18 protein-coding genes are annotated in these 18,465 nt (G+C 61.4%); 7 read left to right on the forward strand and 11 right to left on the reverse strand.

What is annotated here, in order from left to right; translation table 11 throughout:
• Positions 1 to 6: 6 nt before the first annotated feature.
• From D882_RS0120975 to D882_RS0121000, 6 genes are all read right to left on the reverse strand, one after another.
• Positions 7 to 1,122, reverse strand: a complete 1,116-nt coding sequence (locus D882_RS0120975) for an FAD-binding oxidoreductase (protein ID WP_027925042.1) — start codon at positions 1,120 to 1,122, stop codon at positions 7 to 9.
• Positions 1,119 to 2,477, reverse strand: coding sequence for an NAD(P)/FAD-dependent oxidoreductase (locus D882_RS0120980; protein ID WP_032833621.1), 1,359 nt, complete (start codon positions 2,475 to 2,477; stop codon positions 1,119 to 1,121). The genes D882_RS0120975 and D882_RS0120980 overlap by 4 nt, the downstream gene beginning before the upstream one ends.
• 157 nt (positions 2,478 to 2,634) lie before the next feature.
• A complete protein-coding gene (locus tag D882_RS0120985) occupies positions 2,635 to 2,925 on the reverse strand; it encodes a (2Fe-2S)-binding protein (RefSeq protein WP_027925044.1) in 291 nt (96 codons plus the stop codon).
• 7 nt (positions 2,926 to 2,932) lie between these two features.
• Complete coding sequence (locus D882_RS0120990; protein ID WP_027925045.1) at positions 2,933 to 3,727, reverse strand: ABC transporter permease; 795 nt, start codon at positions 3,725 to 3,727, stop codon at positions 2,933 to 2,935.
• A gap of 6 nt (positions 3,728 to 3,733) precedes the next feature.
• A complete protein-coding gene (locus tag D882_RS0120995; protein ID WP_027925046.1) occupies positions 3,734 to 4,603 on the reverse strand; it encodes an ABC transporter permease in 870 nt (289 codons plus the stop codon).
• Entirely contained in the window at positions 4,600 to 5,619 is a 1,020-nt protein-coding gene (locus D882_RS0121000) for an ABC transporter ATP-binding protein (RefSeq protein WP_027925047.1), read from the reverse strand. The genes D882_RS0120995 and D882_RS0121000 overlap by 4 nt, the downstream gene beginning before the upstream one ends.
• A 242-nt stretch (positions 5,620 to 5,861) precedes the next feature.
• On the opposite strand from D882_RS0121000, the gene D882_RS0121010 reads away from it, so the two are divergent.
• Entirely contained in the window at positions 5,862 to 6,698 is an 837-nt protein-coding gene (locus tag D882_RS0121010) for an IclR family transcriptional regulator (protein ID WP_027925048.1), read from the forward strand.
• 159 nt (positions 6,699 to 6,857) lie between these two features.
• On the opposite strand, the gene D882_RS0121015 is transcribed toward D882_RS0121010, so the two are convergent.
• Together D882_RS0121015 and D882_RS0121020 are read right to left on the reverse strand one after the other, a co-directional pair.
• Positions 6,858 to 7,610, reverse strand: a complete 753-nt coding sequence (locus D882_RS0121015; RefSeq protein ID WP_027925049.1) for an anti-sigma factor — start codon at positions 7,608 to 7,610, stop codon at positions 6,858 to 6,860.
• On the reverse strand, positions 7,607 to 8,113 hold the full coding sequence (locus D882_RS0121020; RefSeq protein ID WP_027925050.1) for an RNA polymerase sigma factor: 507 nt from the start codon (positions 8,111 to 8,113) through the stop codon (positions 7,607 to 7,609). Before D882_RS0121020 ends, D882_RS0121015 begins: the two co-directional genes overlap by 4 nt.
• 315 nt (positions 8,114 to 8,428) lie before the next feature.
• Here D882_RS0121020 and D882_RS0121025 point away from each other — a divergent pair, with 315 nt between their 5' ends.
• From D882_RS0121025 to D882_RS0121045, 5 genes are all read left to right on the forward strand, one after another.
• On the forward strand, positions 8,429 to 9,982 hold the full coding sequence (locus D882_RS0121025) for an amino acid adenylation domain-containing protein (protein ID WP_050590226.1): 1,554 nt from the start codon (positions 8,429 to 8,431) through the stop codon (positions 9,980 to 9,982).
• Entirely contained in the window at positions 9,979 to 11,304 is a 1,326-nt protein-coding gene (locus D882_RS0121030; RefSeq protein WP_027925052.1) for a membrane protein, read from the forward strand. The genes D882_RS0121025 and D882_RS0121030 overlap by 4 nt, the downstream gene beginning before the upstream one ends.
• A 48-nt stretch (positions 11,305 to 11,352) precedes the next feature.
• On the forward strand, positions 11,353 to 12,117 hold the full coding sequence (locus tag D882_RS0121035; RefSeq protein ID WP_027925053.1) for an enoyl-CoA hydratase-related protein: 765 nt from the start codon (positions 11,353 to 11,355) through the stop codon (positions 12,115 to 12,117).
• 122 nt (positions 12,118 to 12,239) lie between these two features.
• Entirely contained in the window at positions 12,240 to 13,334 is a 1,095-nt protein-coding gene (locus D882_RS0121040; protein WP_027925054.1) for a catalase family peroxidase, read from the forward strand.
• Positions 13,331 to 13,876 (forward strand): cytochrome b, encoded by a 546-nt coding sequence (locus tag D882_RS0121045; RefSeq protein WP_027925055.1) that lies wholly within the window; start codon positions 13,331 to 13,333, stop codon positions 13,874 to 13,876. The genes D882_RS0121040 and D882_RS0121045 overlap by 4 nt, the downstream gene beginning before the upstream one ends.
• A gap of 102 nt (positions 13,877 to 13,978) precedes the next feature.
• Here the strand turns inward: D882_RS0121045 and D882_RS0121050 are convergent, their stop codons facing one another.
• The 3 genes from D882_RS0121050 to D882_RS0121060 form a co-directional block, all read right to left on the reverse strand.
• Positions 13,979 to 15,130: a M14-type cytosolic carboxypeptidase gene (locus tag D882_RS0121050; protein ID WP_027925056.1), complete on the reverse strand. Its 1,152-nt coding sequence runs from the start codon at positions 15,128 to 15,130 to the stop codon at positions 13,979 to 13,981.
• Between the two features lie 88 nt (positions 15,131 to 15,218).
• Complete coding sequence (locus tag D882_RS01000000131305) at positions 15,219 to 15,596, reverse strand: cupin domain-containing protein (protein WP_081743992.1); 378 nt, start codon at positions 15,594 to 15,596, stop codon at positions 15,219 to 15,221.
• A 19-nt stretch (positions 15,597 to 15,615) separates the two neighbouring features.
• Positions 15,616 to 17,652, reverse strand: a complete 2,037-nt coding sequence (locus D882_RS0121060; RefSeq protein ID WP_027925057.1) for an NADH:flavin oxidoreductase — start codon at positions 17,650 to 17,652, stop codon at positions 15,616 to 15,618.
• A gap of 135 nt (positions 17,653 to 17,787) precedes the next feature.
• On the opposite strand from D882_RS0121060, the gene D882_RS01000000131310 reads away from it, so the two are divergent.
• Positions 17,788 to 18,447, forward strand: a complete 660-nt coding sequence (locus D882_RS01000000131310; RefSeq protein ID WP_032833623.1) for a TetR/AcrR family transcriptional regulator — start codon at positions 17,788 to 17,790, stop codon at positions 18,445 to 18,447.
• The last annotated feature ends 18 nt before the right edge of the window (positions 18,448 to 18,465 follow it).

The following is an 18,465-nucleotide window of genomic DNA, read 5'->3' on the forward strand; positions in this document are numbered from 1 at the left end:
CCTCTATCAAGCTACGGAAATGGAGTGAAACCGGGTGATGGAAAACGCATCCAGCGACGTCGACGAGGCGCCGTTGCAGATGATCTCGGTGAGCGCCTGGCCCACCGCCGGCCCGATCTGGAAACCCGCGCCGGCAAAGCCGAACGCGTGCAACAGACCGGGTTGCGTGCTGCTGTGGCCGATCACCGGTTGGCGGTCGGGCAGATAACCTTCGGTGCCGCTCCAGGTGCGAATCGCCTGGGCACCTTCAAGAAATGGATAAAGCTCGACGGCCTGGCGCAGGATTTCGATCACCGCCTGCTGGCCGGGGCGTGCGCGGGCCGCGTCGAGGGCAAAGCCCTGTCCACCGCCAAGCACGCAATTACCGCGAGCGACCTGACGGGCATAAATGCCGCCGCCTTCGACGCCGGTGCTGGCGTTCATCACCAGTGGCAACGGCTCGGTGACCAGCATCGCCGGGTGCCCGGCGTGCATGGGCACTGCTTCGCCGAACTGTTCGGCGAGGCGGTCGGCCCAGGCGCCAGCGCAGTTCAGCAGCCATGGCGCGTGCAGTTCCAGACCGTTGTGGGCGCTGACCCGAAAGCACTGGCCGTCGTGCTCCACCGCAGTGACGGCGCACTGTTCATGCACCTGTGCGCCGTGGCGCCGCGCGGCTTGGGCGAAGGCGGGTGAGACCAGTCGCGGGTTGGCGTGACCGTCGTCGGGGCAATACGAAGCACCCACGGCGACGTCGCCGACCCAGGGAAAACGTGCGCGCAATTCAGCGCGATCCAGTAGCTGCAAATCGAGGCCGAAACCCTGGCTGCTGGCGGCGTAATCCTGCAACGCACGCAAGTCGTCGAGGCTGCGTGCGAGCTTCAAATGACCACTGCGTTGATATTCACCGTCAATGCCAATCAACTGGGGCAGTTGTTCCCAGATCTCGTGTGCCCGTTGCGACAAGGGCAGTTGTGACAGCGGTCGACCCTGACGCCGCACGCCGCCATAATTCACACCGCTGGAATGCGAGCCGCAAAAGTCCCGCTCCAGCAACGCCACGCGACGTCCGGCTTTGCTCAGGAACAGGGCGGCCGAGGCGCCGACAATGCCGCCGCCGATGATGATCGCATCGACTTCGATCACGATTCGACCTCCAGGCCAAACGGCAGCGGCTTGACCGGCGCCTGTGCGCGCAGCCGACCGATCTGCGACACGGCACGCTGACTCTCACCGGCAATGATTTCTGCGGTGGCGGCGCCGCACATCCGCCCCTGGCAGCGACCCATGCCCGCGCGGCAATGGGCTTTGACCCGGTTGATTTCCCAGTGGCCCTCGCGCACAACCTGACGAATGTCACCGGCGCGCACTTCTTCGCAGCGACAGATCATCACCTCGTCAGCGGTTTGGGCTGCCCAGTGTTCGGGGAAGATGAAGGCCTGTTCCAGCCCTTTGCGAAAGGTGTTTATCCGGGTGAGCGATTGCTCGAGTTGGACGCAGCGCTGTGGCGCGATCAGGTGGCCGCTGTCTTCGAGCACCGCCAAGGCGGCTCGTTCACCGGCCATTTCCGCGGCATCGGCGCCCATGATCCCGGCGCCGTCACCGGCCAGGTACACCTCGGCGACACTGCTGCGTCCGGCGCTGTCACGTTGCGGTAGCCAGGCGCGGTTGAGCGGGTTCCAGGCAAATTCGCAGCCGAGCAAATCGGCGAGTTGGGTTTCGCTGCGCAAGCCATGGGCGAACGCGACGGCGTCGCATGCCATTTGATGTTCGCCCTTTGCGTTGGACCAGTTCAGCGACCGCACGCGGTGTTCGCCCTCGATGCGTTGCAAGGTGGCGCCCTGATGCACCGGGATGCCGTGAGCGCTCAGCCAGCTGCGGTAATAAATGCCTTTAGCCAGCGTGGCCGGTTGCGCGAGCAGGCCGGGCAGGGCGCGGACCTGGGCACTGAACGGCGAACTGTCGAGTACCGCGACCACCTTCGCACCGGCCTTGGCGTATTGGTACGCGACCAGGTACAGCAACGGGCCGCTGCCGGCGAACACCACGCGTTCACCGATGGCGCAGCCCTGGAATTTCAGGGCGATCTGCGCGGCGCCGAGGCTGTAGACGCCTGGCAGCGTCCAGCCTTGCACCGGCAGAATCCGGTCGGTGGCGCCCGTGGCGACAATCACGCGGGAGAACTCAATGCGTGCGGCGCGGCCTTCATGCAGCGTGTCGAGCGCCTCCGCTTCGGCGTTCCACACCAGGGTGTCGGGCCGATAGTCGAGCTGTTCGCGCAGGGTGTCGAGGGTCTGATGCAGCGCCTTGGCCTTGCGTGCTTCGAAGCCATACAACTTGACCGCCGAGCGCTTGAAGTTGGCCGGCTGACGCCGATAAATCTGCCCGCCACCGCGCGCGGCTTCATCCAGCAACACCGGGCGAACGCCATGTGCCACCAGCGTCTGCGCCGCCCGAATCCCGGCGGGGCCGGCGCCGATGATGACCACAGGCTTCTTCATACCCACCACCCTTTAGCCGACAGCCACAAAATCCCTGTGGGAGCGGGCTTGCCCGCGATGACGATCGCACATTCAAAATCGATGTTGGCTGAAAGTCCGCCATCGCGGGCAAGCCCGCTCCCACAGGGGGGGAGGTTTCGGCAGATAGACACGGTGTTCATAGCGAGCGCCCCGGTTCGCGGGTGATGTGGTGGTCGGTTTCAAGCAGCGTCGAGCACGCGCGGACGCGTCGGCCGTCGCCCAGGCGGACCCAGCAGTCCTGGCACGCGCCCATCAGGCAGAACCCGGCGCGGGGTTCGGCGCTGAAGTCGCTGCCGCGCAGGTGCTCGCTGCAGGTCAGCACCGCGGTCAGCACGGTGTCGCCGAGCAGGGCGCTGGCCGGTTGGCCGTCGAGGGTAAAGTTCACGGCCGGGCGATCGCCCTCGGCCAGTCGTTTCAGCAAAGCCATGGCGCCCTCATTGTTTTCCCACCAGCACCCGATCAAGGCCGTAGACCCGATCAAGCAGAATCATCGTCAGCGCGGTCAGCGCGATCACCAGGGCCGACACCGCCGCCATCATCGGATCGATGGATTCGGTGGCGTACACGTACATGCGCACCGGCAGGGTTTGCGTGGCCGGCGAGGTAACGAAAATCGACAGCGTGACCTCGTCAAAGCTGTTGATGAACGCCAGCAACCAGCCCCCCGCAACGCCCGGCAGAATCATCGGCAAGGTGATTTCCCGGAACAGCGTGAAGCGCCCGGCGCCGAGGGATTGCGCGGCATGTTCGGCGCTGCGGTCCAGGCCAATGGCCGACGCCAGCACCAGTCGCAGCACGTACGGCGTGATCACCAGCACGTGGGCGAAAATCAGCCAGGCGAAGCTGCCGTTGACCCCCATCAGCGCAAACAGACGCAGCAAGGCAACGCCCAGCACCAGGTGTGGAATGATGATCGGCGACAGGAACAGACCGTTGAAAAAATCCCGTCCGGGAAACTCGAAACGGGTGATTGCCAACGCCGCCGGCACCGCAATCAGGGTCGCCAGGCTGGCGGCGCAAAACGCCAGGATCAAACTGTTGTAGAACGCATCGACAAAGTCGGCGCGCTCGAACACCGCGCGGAACCAGCGCAGGGAAAACTCGGTGGTCGGCAGGCTCAGGGTGTTTTCCGGGGTGAACGCGACGAGGCAGACCACCACCAGCGGCGCGAGCATGAACAGCACCACCAGGGCGTGAAACAGCAGGGCGAAAGGACCGTTCTTGGACATGACGAGTTATCCCAATGACTTCTTGTAGCGGCCTTCGATCATCCGGTTCCACGACAGCATGATCAGCAGGTTGAGCACCAGCAGCGCCACGGCAATCGCCGCGCCCATCGGCCAGTTCAGCTCCGACAGGTACTGGTCGTAGATCAGCGTGGCGACCATTTTCAGGCGACGCCCGCCCAGCAGGCCGGGGATCGCAAATGAGCTGGCGGCGAGGCCGAACACGATCAAGGTGCCGGAAAGAACGCCGGGCATGATCTGCGGCAGAATCACCTGGCGCATCACCGTGAAGTGACTGGCGCCGAGGGACATCGCGGCTTGTTCGGCGGCCGGGTCGAGTTTCTGCAGTGAGGTCCAGACCGGAATGATCATGAACGGCAGCATCACGTGGACCAGCGCAATCACCACCGCAAACGGCGTGTACAACAGCTTCATCGGCGAACCGCCGAAGGCTTGCAGGGTTTGATTGACCAGGCCGTCGGCGCCGAGCAGCAGGCTCCAGCCGAACGCGCGCACCACCACCGAAATCAGCAGCGGCGTGAGGATCAAGATCAGAAAGATCGAACGCCACGGCGCGCCCATGCGGCTGAGGATGTAAGCCTCGGGCACGCCGATCACCACGCACAGCAGGGTGGTCAGAGCGCTGATCCACATCGTGCGCAGAAAGATTTCGTAGAAGTACGGGTCGCCCAGCAGGCTGCTGTAGTGACTGAGGGTGTAGGCGTCGCTCTTGATCCCCGAGCTGTAGTCGAAGACGTTGAACGACAACACCAGCGTCAGTAGCAGCGGGATGGCCAACAGGCTGATGTACAACGCCAGGGCCGGTGCCAACAACAAGTAGCCCTGACGCCCCTGGCGAACGGCGGCCAACGTACTCATGCCGACACCTCGTCGACCGTCAGCACCCGCAGCAACTTTGCATCCCAGTCGAGGCCGACCGCCGTGCCTTCGTTCAGCGGCGTCGAGCCGTCGTTGCGACGCACCACACTGATGTCACCCAAGGCCGTGGAGACGCCGTATAACCATTGGCTGCCGAGGAAGAAGCGGCTGGCAATCTTGCCTTGCAGACGCCCGTGATCTTGTTCGCGCAGATCTATTTTTTCCGGGCGCAGGCTCAGGGTCAGGTCGCCGCCACTGCGCACCTGCACCACGCCGGCACTGTCACGCTCGCCGGGCAGCAGGTTGGCTTTGCCGACGAAGCCGGAAATGAACTCGGTGCGCGGATGTTCGTAGAGGGTGTAGGGCGCGTCGATTTGCGTGATGCGCCCGGCCTGCATCACCACCACGCGGTCGCTGATGGACAGCGCTTCGGATTGGTCGTGGGTGACCATCAGCGTGGTGATCCCGACTTCGCGCTGGATGCGGCGGATTTCAAACTGCATCTCTTCGCGCAGGTTGGCATCGAGGTTGGACAGCGGCTCGTCGAGCAGCAACACCGGCGGCTCGATCACCAAGGCCCGGGCCAGTGCCACACGCTGGCGCTGACCACCGGAAAGCTCGCGGGGATAACGCTCGGCGTGTTGATCCAGGCGCACCAGTTTCAACACCCGGGCCACGCGTTGCTGCAACTCGGCGGCGGGCACTTTGCGCATCCGCAGGCCGAAGGCGACGTTGTCCTTGACGGTCATGTGCGGGAACAGCGCGTAACTCTGGAACACCACGCCCAGTCCACGGCTGGCGGGTTTGGCGTGGGTGATGTCGCGGCCGTCGAGCAGGATGCGACCGCTGGTGACTTCGACGAAGCCGGCGATCATTTGCAGGGTGGTGGTTTTGCCGCACCCGGACGGACCGAGCAGGGACACGAACTCGCCTTTCTCTACCGAGAGGTTAGTGGCGACGACGGCGTCGATCTCACCGTAACGTTTGCCGAGTCCTTCAAGTTGCACAAAAGCCATGACTGCGCTCCACCTGAGATTGTTATGCGTCACCCGAAGGCGCGCTTTTTTGTATGGGCAGATACGAAAAGGTCTTGCGGGGTGCGTTGGCGCTCGACTGGAGTCGGCTGCCGCTGTTGTTCGAATCGCCCCTGTGGACGCAGATTAGGACGAAGACTAGGATGGGCTCAATGGCCTATTTCACTGAAGCGATGATTATTTTCGATTTCATTCATTGAGTAAATTTATTGTCGAGAAACCACATGTCAGATTCCACTGAGCGGAATGAAAACAAAAATGAAGTCGGTGTCGGTGCGGTCTCCCGATTGTTTGCCGTGTTGCGCAGCCTCGGTGACACCGTCGAGGGCGGGGAGCGCGTGACACAACTGGCGCAGCGCATTGGCTTGTCGCAACCGACCACGCACCGTTTGTTGCGCAGCCTGATGGACGAGGGCATGGTCGAGCAGGATGTACGCAGCAAACGTTATCGCCTGAGCCTGGATTTTTTTGCCTTGGCGGCGCGAGCGGGCAATACCGGCAACCTGCGTGAACTGGTGCGGCCGTCGTTGCTGCGGCTCTCGGCGTCGTTGGGGGATTCGTTGTTTTTACTGGCGCGCAGCGGTTTTGACGCGATCTGCCTGGACCGCAGCGAAGGGCCGTTTCCGATCCGCACGTTCACCGGCGATATCGGCGGGCGCGTGGCGCTGGGCGTGGGCCAGGGCAGCCTGGCGATTCTGGCGTTCCTGCCGGAGGAGGAGCGCGATACGGTGATCCACTACAACTTGCCGCGACTCAAGGATTTCCATTTGTACGACGAAGTGTTCCTGCGCTCGGAGGTCGAGAACGTGCGTGCGTTGGGGTATGCGGGGCGCAACACCGGTGTGCTGCAAGGCATGGCCGGGGTGGCGGTGCCGATTCTGGATCGAGAGGGGCGGGCGGTGGCGGCGTTGAGCGTGGCGACGGTGAGTGACCGGCTGGGGCCGGATCGATTGCCGACGGTGGTGGAGATGCTCAAGCGCGAAGCGGCGATGATCGGGCCGCGGATTAATCCATTCGATCCGCTGCTGCGCCGGCCTTCACAGGTGTTTGGGCAGGGCTGAACAGATCGCTGAACCCCTTGCAGGGGTGAGCCTGCTCGCGATGAGGTCGGTACATCCAGCATTGCTGTTGACTGACCCACCGCTATCGCGAGCAGGCTCACTCCTACCGTTGATTGGGGGGGCCAGGTTTTGTGATCGACGCCGAATCCCTTTAGGTGGTCAGAACTGCTCCGTTTGCTTGAGCATCTGCGCCGTCGGCGTGTCGCTCGGGCTGACCATCGCGTAGTTGTAGCCGCTGCCGGACCAATATTCGGCCTGCAACTCGCCATCGCTGCGACTGCCTCGCGGCAGGAAAATGTTTTTCGGTCCCGGTGGGCGCACGTAGAAGCTGATCTTGTGCCCGCCCTGATCCTCGTAAACCACCATCGCCGCCGGCCCTTGCTCGGTGCTGAGCAAACGGCCGCTGACCGGTTTGAAGCCTGCGCTCGACAGGTCCGGCAGGCGATTGGCGCGGGTGAAATAACGGTCGAGCCAGCCCTGCATGTCGCCATCGTCGCTGACCGTGTAGTCGGCCGGCAGAATGCCCTGCTGGGCGATCAGCCGGTAAGCCTGCAGCGCATCGGTCATCGGCAGCGGGGGACTGGGCAGGGTCATTTGGCGCGCTTGCCAGCCGCTCAACCCACCGACGCTGACGGCAATCAACAGCACCGCTGCACTGGCCAGATGACGACGCGACTGGCGTTTGAGACGCTGGCGAATCAGTGCCGGGTCGAGGTCCGGGTTGGCGGTGTGGTGCAGGGCGCCGCTCATGGCTGCGCGCAGTTGTTGGGCGTCGTGCTGCCAGGCGCGCACTTGCGCGGCCGTTTCCGGGTGGCTGGCCAGATACGTTTCCACCAGACGTCGGTCGGCGTCGTTGAGTTGGTGATCGACGTAGGCGTGCAGGTCACGCTCGCTCGGGGGCATGCTGATCATTTGAGTATCCGCAAAGATGGGCTGATGATTTCGCCGTCGCTGAGCTGGCGCAAGGCCTGGCGGGCGCGGGACAGGCGGGACATCACGGTGCCGGTGGGGACGTCGAGAATCTCGGCGACCTCTTTATAACTCAAACCTTCCACCGACACCCAGAGCAGCAGGGCGCGCTGTTCGGTGGTGAGTCGGTCGAAGGCTTGCAGCGTCGATTGAGCAATCACCGTGCGTTCGACCGAGGGCTGTGCGTCGTCACGCCCGGTAAAGAATTCGAGCATCCGCGCATAGCGCCGGGAACGGCGGTGGGCATCCAGAAACTGCCGGTACAGTATCGAAAACAGCCAGGCGCGCAAGTCGCCTTCGGGGCGTTTGTCCGCCCAACTCGACAGCGCTCGTTCCAGACTCGACTGCACCAGATCGTCGGCGCTGCTGGGATTGCGCGTCAGCGACACGGCGAAGCGCCGGAGCCTGGGAATGATTTCTCTGAGTTGTTCGTCGATATCGTTCATGGGATAGGGCGGGTTCTGAGTCAGTGAAGGGCGGCAGTGACAAGGAAGACGCCGTCTGACGCAGGTTATTCCCTCTGCCGTAAAAGAAAATCCCACGGACTGTTTTTTGTAGGACTTTTCTTCATTGGTTGTAATCCTGTAATTGCGTCAAGCGTCGTGGCTCAACCCTCGTAACAAGCGCAAGCGGCATTCCGTCCAGCCAGTCAGTCGGCTCGGCGCCACCGTCCGGTCTTGAGCTTGAACATAGAGCCCGATGAGATTTTTGACATGCAAGAGCACGCTATCACCCTCAAACCCGCAGTGGTCTTTTCGCCGATGCCTGCGCCAGCTGTGGATCATGACCTTTGGCAGACATTGGGCCGTGGGCCGACGGTCAAGCCCGCGTTCTCCTTGATTCATCACGCAATCGAAGCGCAAGCCGTGACCCATCCACAAGGTATTGCGGCCCTTTGGCAAGGTGAATCCATCACCTACAACGAATTGAACAGGCAGGCCAATCGACTGGCTGCCGTGTTGATCAGCCAGGGCGTCAAGCCCGGTGATCACGTTGCCCTGTTCGTGGAACGCTCGATCCCCATGCTGGTGGGCATGTTGGCCGTATTGAAGGCGAGCGCGGCCTACATTCCCCAGCACGTGGGGATCACCCCCACGACACAATTGCGCCACATCATGGAGGTTGCCGCCACGCGTCTTGTGCTGACGCTGTCGAATCTTGAGTCGCAGATTCCCCTGACAGCAGCGCAGCACTGCATATGCCTTGATGATTTCATGACAGCCCCGACCACCTCATCGGACGAAGTGAACGTGGCCGGTACGCCGTCAACGATCCCGGATCTACTGTGCTTCCTGTTGTTCACCTCCGGCACCACCGGGCAGCCCAACGGGGTTCGGGTTACCCACCGCAATGTCTGCAATATTCTGCTGACGGAACCGGGCAACCTCGGCATGAAGCCTGGGTTCAAGGTCGGGCAGATGCTGAACATCGCCTTCGATATGGCCGCGTGGGAGATTCTGGGTTGCCTGGCCCATGGCGCGACGTTGATGATCCGGGGCAAAGACATTGCTCAGACCGCCGAGCAATGCGACGTACTGATCGCCACGCCGTCGATTCTCGGCACACTCGATCCCGCGCGTTGCCAACAGGCCAAGGTCGTGGCCGTTGCCGGCGAGCCGTGCCCACAGCCACTCGCCGATCACTGGTCGTCGTTTTGCACGTTTTACAATGCCTGCGGCCCGACCGAGACCACCATCGTCAACACCATGCAGCGGTATCAGGCCGGAAGGCCCCTGACCATCGGCAAACCCACGCCCAATAACACGGTATACGTACTCGATGAAGACGGTCGACCGTGTGCCACTGGGGTGCAAGGGGAAATGTGGGCGGGCGGGGATTGCGTAACGGCGGGTTACCTGGGGAATGCGGCGCTCACCGCCGAACGTTATCGACCCGATCCATTTCTGGGTCAGGACCGGATGATGTTTCGGACTCGCGACCTGGGGCGCTGGACGGAGGAGGGCGAGCTCGAACACTTGGGACGCGTTGATGATCAGGTCAAGGTGAGGGGCTTTCGGGTTGAGCTCGACAGTGTGTCGGCGGTGCTGGAGTCATGCGACGCCTGCGAGCGAGCGGTTACGCTGAAACTCGACAGTCGTCATCTGGTGGCCTTCGTCAGCCCTGCGTCCACCGACATCGAAGCGGCGCGACGTCGCTGTGAGGCGCGCCTCGCCTATTATTGCGTCCCTTCGTTGATCATCGCCGTGGACCACATTCCCCTGACTTCACGGGGTAAAGTCGACAAGCGGCGGCTGCTGGCCCAGGCGCAGCAGGCCAACCTTGATGCCAACGCTGTATCGAGGGTGAGCGCATGAGCGCCGCTCGCGGTTTACCCGCCAAGCGTGCGCTGTGGCGACGCCTTGGAACGCTGCCGTGGTTTTCCCATTACAACCGGCTTGTGGCACTGGTCCTGATACTCAATGGTGCCGCGCTGGTGCATGGATTGAACGCCGGGCAATGGTGGACATCCACCGGTATTGCCCTTGAAACGCTGGCGGGGCTGGTAGTGGCGAATCTGTCGATGGCGATTTTGATCCGCCAGCAATACGTCATCAATCTGCTGTTCTGGCTGGCCACCCGGGCCCCCACCCATTGGCCACTGATGATTCGTCGCTCATTGGCCAAGGTCTATCACTTGGGGGGCCTGCACAGTGGCGGAGCCTTGGCCGCCATGGGTTGGTTCGTGGCGTTGCTGGGCTCATTGGGTTGGCATTGGATTGACGGCAAAGGTGGCGTTTCGACCGCGCTGCTTTGGGTGAATGCAGGGCTGTTGGGGGTGTTGCTACTGGTGGCGACCATGGCGCATCCGTGGATTCGTTCGCGTTTCCACAATGGGTTCGAGCGAACTCACCGCTTCGGTGGCTGGGCCGCACTCGTCATGTTTTGGGGCTCGACCCTTCTGTTTGCTCGTGATCAGAACCCGCAAGTGCCGCTGCAAGAGGTGCTGGCCACCTCGGTGCCCTTCTGGATGCTGATGGTGCTGACGTTCAGCATTGCGTTGCCATGGTTGCGTTTGCGCAAAGTGCCGGTGCAGTTACTCAGGACTTCATCCCACGCCGTCATTGCCCGGTTCGGGCATGTCACGCCGTTTGCCGGTTCGTCCAACGCCATCAGTCTCAACCCGCTGTTGGAATGGCATTCGTTTGCCAACATTCCCACGCCGGGGGAGGCCGGTTTTCGGCTGATCATTTCCCGGGCCGGGGACTGGACCGGCGAATTCATCGAGCAAATGCCAACTCACGTCTGGGTCAAAGGCATTACCACCGCTGGCGTGGCGCACATCGAAACCCTGTTCAAGTCGGTGGTGTATGTCGCCACCGGCAGCGGTATCGGCCCGGTGCTGCCCCATCTGCTCGCAAGGCAAGTGCCGATCCATCTGATCTGGTCGACCCGCAATCCACGAAAAACCTACGGTGACGAGCTGGTGGAGGAGATTCTTCAGGCCCAGCCCGACGCCTTGATCTGGGACACCGATGTGCTCGGCAAACCCGATCTGGTGCAACTGGCCTATGACGCGGTTCAAGCGTTCGGTGCAGAGGCCGTGATCTGCATTTCCAACCAGACACTGACTCAGCGAGTGGTCGAGGAAATGGAGAGTCGAGGCATTCCAGCCTACGGCGCGATCTGGGATTCCTGACGTGAGCGCTGGCTATTAACCCTTCAACTATTTTTCAAAGAGGTCACCATGCACACATTGATCGAACATCATGATCGAGTCGTCTTGATTCGTCTGAACCGCCCGCAAGCCCGGAACGCCCTGAGCGATGAGGTCATGCGCGAATTGCTGGACACCCTGCAACGGTTGGATCGGGATCCGGGGGTGGGGTGTTTCGTCCTGACCGGTACCGTGGACTATTTCGCGGCGGGTGCCGACATCAAGGAGATGAGCCAAAAGTCCTATCTGGACATGGTCCACGAGGATTATTTTGCCGGGTGGGAAGCCTTTGCCACGTTACGCACCCCCACGCTGGCCGCGGTCACCGGTTATGCGTTTGGTGGCGGCTGCGAGTTGGCGATGATGTGCGACTTGATCTTTGCGGCCGATACGGCGCGATTTGCTCAACCGGAAATTAAACTGGGCGTGATGCCCGGCATGGGCGCCACTCAGCGTCTCACGCACCTGATCGGAAAATCGAAAGCCATGGACATGATCCTGACCGGCCGCTCGATGTCTGCCCAGGAGGCCGAACGGGCAGGGCTGGTGTCGAGAGTCATTGCCGCCGCCGACCTGCTGGAAGAATCCCTGGCGGCGGCGCAGACCATCGCCGGTTTCGCCAAAACCGCCACCATGGCAGCGCGCGAAGCGGTTGATCGCGCGCTGGAGCCGGGATTACGCGAAGGCCTGTTGCACGAGCGAAGGGCGTTCCATGGGTTGTTTGCAACCCCCGGGCAAAAAGAAGGCATGCAGGCTTTTCTCGATAAACGTGAGGCATGTTTTAACCCTGCCTGATGGGGTTTGAGTATTCGTCGCTCGCGACGCTTTGAAAGAAACTACAGTTCAGGGGGAATAATCCTACGTGACGTTCGTCTCATAGCTCCTTCCCCCTGTGGCCGATGGCCCTGGAGTCTTTCATGGTTGATCGCTCAACACCGCCAACCGGGCCCACCCGGCCACCGCTGAGTGGCGCAAGCCTGACGTTACGCCTGACCGGCATTGCCGTGGTGGTCGCCGCGTTGGCCGGGGCCTTTGCCTACGTCAACGGCACCTTTGACCCACAACGTCTGACACCGAAAAAACTGATCAATGTGCTGGAAACCAACAACGGCGTGCACCCGGGTTTCCGGCGCAATCACGCCAAAGGCGTGTGCGTGATCGGCCATTTCGAAAGCAGCAGTGAAGCGCGCAATTATTCCAGTGCCCAGGTGTTCAGCGAAGCACAGACCCCGGTGGTCGGGCGGTTCGCATTGCCCGCCGGCAATCCTTACGCGCCTGACAGCGCCGTGCCGATTCGCAGCATGGCGTTGCGATTTACCCAGGCCAACGGCCAGCAGTGGCGCACCGGGATGAACAGCATGCCGGTGTTCCCGGTGGGCACGCCTGAAGCGTTCTATCAATTGCAGCAAGCCCAGTCGCCGCTTCCCACCACCGGTAAACCTGATCCGGCGGCGGTCCCGGCATTCTTCGGCTCCCATCCGGAAGCGGCGCCGTTCCTGGCCTGGATCAAAACCGCCAAGCCGTCGGCCAGTTATGCGACCGAGACGTACAACAGCGTCAATGCGTTCTACCTGGTGAATGCGGCCGGTCAACGCCAGGCAGTGCGTTGGAACATGGTGCCGGTGGCACAGGATGCGGCGGGCGCCACAGCACCTGAAGGCAGCGATTTTCTGGAGAAAGACCTGGTTCAGCGCTTGTCGGCCGGACCGTTGCGTTGGCAGTTGATGATCACGCTGGCCAACCCGGGGGACCCGGTCAACGACGCCAGCAAGGCCTGGCCCGATGGTCGCAAAGTGTTGAACGCCGGCACGCTGGTCCTTGAACGTACCCAGCCGCAACTCAATGGCGAGTGCCGTGACATCAACTACGACCCGCTCGTGTTGCCCAGTGGTATCGAAGGTTCCGACGACCCGTTGCTCGCGGCTCGTTCAGCCGGTTACGCCAGTTCCTACTTGCGCCGCACCAGTGAAGTCAGTCAGTTGCCCACCGCTAAACAGGAGGCTCAACAATGAGCGCCCAACCGAACCATTTCGCGCCATTGGCGCGGCTGCTGCATTGGCTGATGGCGCTGATGATCATTTCGATGCTGTTTATCGGTGCGGGGATGGTGGCTTCGGTGTCCGAGCGCCATGAGTGGTTGATCCATCTGCACAAACCGTTGGGCATTGCGATTCTGCTGCTGGTGATCGTGCGTTTGTTCGTGCGCTTTTCCACCCGACAACCGCCGTTGCCGGCCGATTTGCCGAGCTGGCAGGCGCTGGCAGCCAAGGCCTCGCACGTCTTGCTGTATGCCTTGATGTTCGTGTTGCCGTTGCTAGGTTGGGCAATGATTTCGGCGGCGGGTGATCCGGTGATGCTCAGCAACTCGTTCCAGTTGCCATCGATCCTGCCGGCCAATGCGCAGGTGTTTGCGTTTTTACGCAAGGCGCATGGGTATTTGGCGTATTTGCTGTTCTTGACCGTGCTGCTGCATTTGGCGGCGGCGTTGTTTCACGGCTGGGTGCGGCGCGATGATGTGCTGGACAGCATGTTGCGGGGCAAGGACCGCGGCTGATCCCTGTAGCAGCTGGCGCAGCCTGCGTTCGGCTCATGTAGCCGCTGTCGAACGCAGCCTTCGGCAGCTGCTACATGAGCCGAACGTACAGGATTCGGGTGATCAGCGCAGGGTGTCGATCATGTCGGCGACGGTGGTCAGCACGTCCTTGCCCAATTGCTTGGAGCGCTTGCCGGACCAGCCTGTCAGCGCATTCGGAGCATCGTCGTTGTCCTTGAACGGCATCTCCAGGGTCAACGACAGGCAGTCGAATTTCTGACCGACGCTGTTGCAGGCCAGGGTCATGTTGGCTTTTCCCGGCTCGTCGCGGGTGTAGCCGTGCTTGGTCTGGAAATCCTTGGTCAGGTGTTTCAGATGGCTGCGGAAATGCTCTTCGAGTTTTTCGATGCGCGGCGTAAAGCCCGGGTTGCCTTCGCAGCCAGCGGTGAACACGTACGGGATTTCTTCATCGCCATGGATGTCGAGGAACAGGTCGACGCCATATTTTTCCATCTGCTGTTGCGCGAACAGCACTTCCGGGCTGATCTCCTGGCTGGCGCTCTGCCAGGCACGGTTCAGGTCCTGGCCCATGGCGTTGGTGCGCAGGTGACCGTGGAAGGCGCCGTCCGGGTTCATGTTCGGGATCAGGTACAGGTCGGCGCTGGCCAGCAGTTTGTTCAACACCGGGTCGTCGTGCTTTTCCAGGCGCTCGATCACGCCTTCCATGAACCATTCGGCCATGTGTTCGCCAGGGTGTTGCTGAGCGATCATCCAGACCTTGCGCCGGCCTTCGGCACCGGTACCTTTGCGCAACAACTGAATGTCGCGCCCTTCAACACTCTTGCCGGTCGCCAGCAGCTCGGTGCCGGCCTTGGTCAGTGCCTGTTCGATCAGCCAGTCATGACGGCCACGGCTGTAAGGTTCGAAATAGGCGAACCAGGCGTGAGTAGCGGTGGCCTCGAGGCTGAAGCGCAGGCAGTCGCCTTCGAAGATAGTCGGTACGCGGAACCAGTTGACGTGGTCGTACGACGCAACAGCCTGATAACCGTCCCAGGCTTTGTTGTACGAGGACTTGCTGGCGTTGTTCAGGCGAAACCAGTGCTCTTGACCGACGTGCAGACCGCTGGCCTTGAAGTGGAACCACTGGAAGTGCGGGCTGCGGGTGTCAGGTTTGATGGCCAGCAGCGCTTGAAGCGGGTTGCTGATATCCAGCACTTCAATGTTGCCGCTGTCGAAGTTTGCACTGATGTCGAAGGAAGATTTGGCCACGGTCATAGTCGGTTCCTGAATATGATTGTATGGCTGCTACTTTACACGCTGGAAAGGGATTAGGCGGTTGGAAAAATCGCCCCTGGTGAAACCGTCATCGGCGTGTATAGATCACCATCAGGACGGCCCCCTGCACCGAGCCCGCACTGTGTGCCGCGTTCGGAGCGCGGCAACAGTAGTCGCCGACGTTCAGTGTGCGGTCCTGGTCGTAGAAGGAGCCTTGCAAAACGAACAGTTGTTCCTGCTCGCCTTCATGGGTATGACTGGCGACTTGGGCGCCAGGGTCGACTTTCATCAGCATGGTTTTTTCGCCGCGTTCGCTGTCCTCGAACAGCGGCTTGATCCAGAAGCCTTCAGCCTTCGTCGGCAACCAGTCATCCATTGAGGACGAATAATAAAGAGAGCCTTCAACCGGTCCCTGGATGCCGTTTTTCCCGGCAATTTTCCATGAGGGTGTTTCATCGCTTGGCATGTTTTTCACCTGGGTTCGTTTACAAGTCCTTCACCAGTCTCAAGGCATCGTAGATCGCGGCGTGGGTGTTGCGCGCAGCCACGGCATCGCCGATGCGGAACAACTGAAATCTGCCGTCCGGGTTGGTCACCACCTGTTGTGGGTTGCCAACGATCAGGTCCTGATGTTCGATCACACCGCCGTTGCTGGAAGCGGATTTCAATTCGAAATACAGTTCGTCCAGCGGTCGGGTGCCGTGGTTGACCACCACTTGATCGACGCGTCGGACCTTGCGCGCACTGCCGTAATCGCTGTCTATCGTTGCCAGCAGATCCTGCCCCTCGCGCTCGACTGCGAGCAGCCTGAAGGTGACGGTGAAGGTGGTATCCAAAGCTTGCAGCGAGCGCATGTACGGCACCAGATTCATTGCCATGACTTCCGGCGCGAAGGTCCGGTCCGGCGTCATGATTTCGACTTTTGCGCCACTTCTGGCGATGAATTCGGCAGCTTGCAGCGCCGCATGATCACCGGCGTCGTCGAACAGCAGGACATTGCGCCCGGGTTTCACATCCCCGGCAATAATGTCCCAGGTGGAGACCACCAGATCATTGCCTGTCGAGAGAATCTCGGTATGGGGCAGGCCGCCGGTGGCGATGATCACCACGTCCGGGTTTTCGTCGTGGACGGTGCTGGCCTCGGCCCAGGTATTGAAACGAAAACTGACGCCACGTGCCAGGCACTGGGCCATGCGCCACTCGACGATGCTGATCATTTCCCGTCGGCGTTCCGATTGCGCGGTGAGCCGAACCTGACCACCGGCCTGATTGGCGGCTTCGAACACCACCACCTCATGGCCGCGCTCGGCCGCCACTCGCGCCGCTTCCAGCCCGGCGACGCCAGCCCCGACAATCACAATCTTGCGTTTGCTCGCCGCCTTGGGAATGTCATGGGGCATGCTGGTTTCGCGGCCGGTGGCCGGGTTGTGAATGCAATAGGCAGCACCGCCCTGATAGATCCGGTCCAGGCAATAATTGGCGCCGACACAGGGGCGAATATCGTCTTCGCGGCCTTCGATAATCTTGCGCACGATATGCGGATCGGTCATGTGCGCGCGGGTCATGCCCACCATGTCGATCTTGCCCGAAGCGATGGCATGGCGGGCGGTGGCCACGTCTGGAATCTTCGCCGCGTGAAAGGTGGGGAAGTCGGTGGCGGCGCGAATTTCTCCCGCGAAGTCCAGGTGCGGTGAATTGCGCATGCCCTGGATCGGAATCAGGTCGGTCAAACCCGCGTCGGTGTCGATGTGGCCGCGGACAACATTGAGAAAGTCCACCATGCCGCTGTCTTTCAAGCGCCTGGAGATGTCCAGCCCATCCGCCGCGGTCAGCCCGCCGGGCGTCAATTCATCGCCGGTATAACGCACGCCGACGATGAACTCGTGGCCGACGCGCTGGCGAATGGCGCTGAGGATGTCGAAGGTAAAGCGCAGCCGGTTGTCGATGGAGCCGCCGTAGGGGGCATCGAGGTCGTTGGTCAGTGGCGACCAGAATTGATCCATCAGGTGCCCATAGGCTTGCAGCTCAATGCCGTCCAGACCTGCAAACTTCATCCGTTCGGCGGCGTCGGCATAGTCCTTGATGATGCGTTCCACATCCCAGTCTTCCATCTTCTTCGGGAAGGAGCGATGGGAGGCTTCGCGCTCGAACGAGGGTGACACCACGGGCAGCCAGTCGCCCTTGTCCCAGCGCGTGCGCCGGCCCAGGTGCGTCAACTGGATCATGACGGCCGCGCCATGTTCGTGGCAGGCGTCACTCAGGTCGCGCATCCAGCCGACCACCTCGTCCTTGTAGGCCAGGATGTTGTTGAACACCGGCGGGCTGTCCCGGGAAACCGCAGCGGAGCCTGCGGTCATGGTCAAGGCCACGCCGGCCTTCGCCCGTTCCACGTGGTAGGCGCGATAGAGCTCCTTGGGCATGCCGTCCACGGGATAAGCCGGTTCGTGGGCGGTGGTCATGATGCGATTTCGTAAAGTCAGGTGCTTCAACTGATAGGGCTGGAGGAGCGGATCATTCAGCATCGTCAAGACTCTCCGAAAGCGGGCAAGGACCTGCGTTGAAATTACGTTAGGGTGAAATGTACACCTGTGTCAATACTATGGACACAGGTGTACATTTTGCTTGCGTGGTGTTGTGTGAGCGGCTAGGATCGAGCCATGAACGAACAAACCAAAGCAGTAGAAACCGGCTGGAGAGGGTCCCTGGAAGGGTGGCTCGATGCAGCCTATGAAAGCCTGACCGAGTGCGGAGTCGACACGGTGCGGGTGATGCCGCTGGCCAAAAAGCTGGGGTTGTCGAGAACCAGCTTTTACTGGTTTTTCAAGGACCGCGAAGAGCTGCTCGCTGCTTTGATCGAGCGCTGGCGGGTGAAGAACACCGGTAATCTGGTCGCCCAGACCGAGTGTTATGCCGAGAGCATTGCCGAAGCGATGCTCAATGTTTTCGACTGTTGGCTGAACCCCGATCTGTTCGATTCACAGTTCGAATTTGCCATGCGCAGTTGGGCCTTGCAGTCCGCTGAAGTGTCCGAGCATATCCGCGTGGCCGACATTGCCCGCCGCGAAGCCTTGATCCGGATGTTCATGCGCTTCGACTACACCTACGAGGGGGCCGATGTGCGGGCCCGCACGATTTACCTGACACAGATTGGCTACATCAGCACCAACACCCGAGAGGATATCGGGGAGCGAATGCGGCGGATTCCCGAGTACGTGAAGATCTTCACCGGCCAGGAACCCCTGGAGCGTGAATTGAAACGCTTCTACTCCCGCCATGGGTATGTGATGGATGAGGTTTCATCGTCTACCCAGGACTGATCGCAACGTCTGACTGAC

The organism is Pseudomonas sp. URMO17WK12:I12, from assembly GCF_000514395.1.
Lineage (GTDB): Bacteria > Pseudomonadota > Gammaproteobacteria > Pseudomonadales > Pseudomonadaceae > Aquipseudomonas > Aquipseudomonas mucoides.

What these genes read in the sequence shown, in the direction of transcription:
- D882_RS0120980 (WP_032833621.1), bottom strand. Translation starts at nt 2,477, where the DNA reads ATGAAGAAGCCTGTGGTCATCATCGGCGCCGGCCCCGCCGGGATTCGG.
- D882_RS0120985 (WP_027925044.1), bottom strand. Translation starts at nt 2,925, where the DNA reads ATGGCTTTGCTGAAACGACTGGCCGAGGGCGATCGCCCGGCCGTGAAC.
- D882_RS0120990 (WP_027925045.1), bottom strand. Translation starts at nt 3,727, where the DNA reads ATGTCCAAGAACGGTCCTTTCGCCCTGCTGTTTCACGCCCTGGTGGTG.
- D882_RS0120995 (WP_027925046.1), bottom strand. Translation starts at nt 4,603, where the DNA reads ATGAGTACGTTGGCCGCCGTTCGCCAGGGGCGTCAGGGCTACTTGTTG.
- D882_RS0121000 (WP_027925047.1), bottom strand. Translation starts at nt 5,619, where the DNA reads ATGGCTTTTGTGCAACTTGAAGGACTCGGCAAACGTTACGGTGAGATC.
- D882_RS0121010 (WP_027925048.1), top strand. Translation starts at nt 5,862, where the DNA reads ATGTCAGATTCCACTGAGCGGAATGAAAACAAAAATGAAGTCGGTGTC.
- D882_RS0121015 (WP_027925049.1), bottom strand. Translation starts at nt 7,610, where the DNA reads ATGATCAGCATGCCCCCGAGCGAGCGTGACCTGCACGCCTACGTCGAT.
- D882_RS0121020 (WP_027925050.1), bottom strand. Translation starts at nt 8,113, where the DNA reads ATGAACGATATCGACGAACAACTCAGAGAAATCATTCCCAGGCTCCGG.
- D882_RS0121025 (WP_050590226.1), top strand. Translation starts at nt 8,429, where the DNA reads ATGCCTGCGCCAGCTGTGGATCATGACCTTTGGCAGACATTGGGCCGT.
- D882_RS0121030 (WP_027925052.1), top strand. Translation starts at nt 9,979, where the DNA reads ATGAGCGCCGCTCGCGGTTTACCCGCCAAGCGTGCGCTGTGGCGACGC.
- D882_RS0121035 (WP_027925053.1), top strand. Translation starts at nt 11,353, where the DNA reads ATGCACACATTGATCGAACATCATGATCGAGTCGTCTTGATTCGTCTG.
- D882_RS0121040 (WP_027925054.1), top strand. Translation starts at nt 12,240, where the DNA reads ATGGTTGATCGCTCAACACCGCCAACCGGGCCCACCCGGCCACCGCTG.
- D882_RS0121045 (WP_027925055.1), top strand. Translation starts at nt 13,331, where the DNA reads ATGAGCGCCCAACCGAACCATTTCGCGCCATTGGCGCGGCTGCTGCAT.
- D882_RS0121050 (WP_027925056.1), bottom strand. Translation starts at nt 15,130, where the DNA reads ATGACCGTGGCCAAATCTTCCTTCGACATCAGTGCAAACTTCGACAGC.
- D882_RS01000000131305 (WP_081743992.1), bottom strand. Translation starts at nt 15,596, where the DNA reads ATGCCAAGCGATGAAACACCCTCATGGAAAATTGCCGGGAAAAACGGC.
- D882_RS0121060 (WP_027925057.1), bottom strand. Translation starts at nt 17,652, where the DNA reads ATGCTGAATGATCCGCTCCTCCAGCCCTATCAGTTGAAGCACCTGACT.
- D882_RS01000000131310 (WP_032833623.1), top strand. Translation starts at nt 17,788, where the DNA reads ATGAACGAACAAACCAAAGCAGTAGAAACCGGCTGGAGAGGGTCCCTG.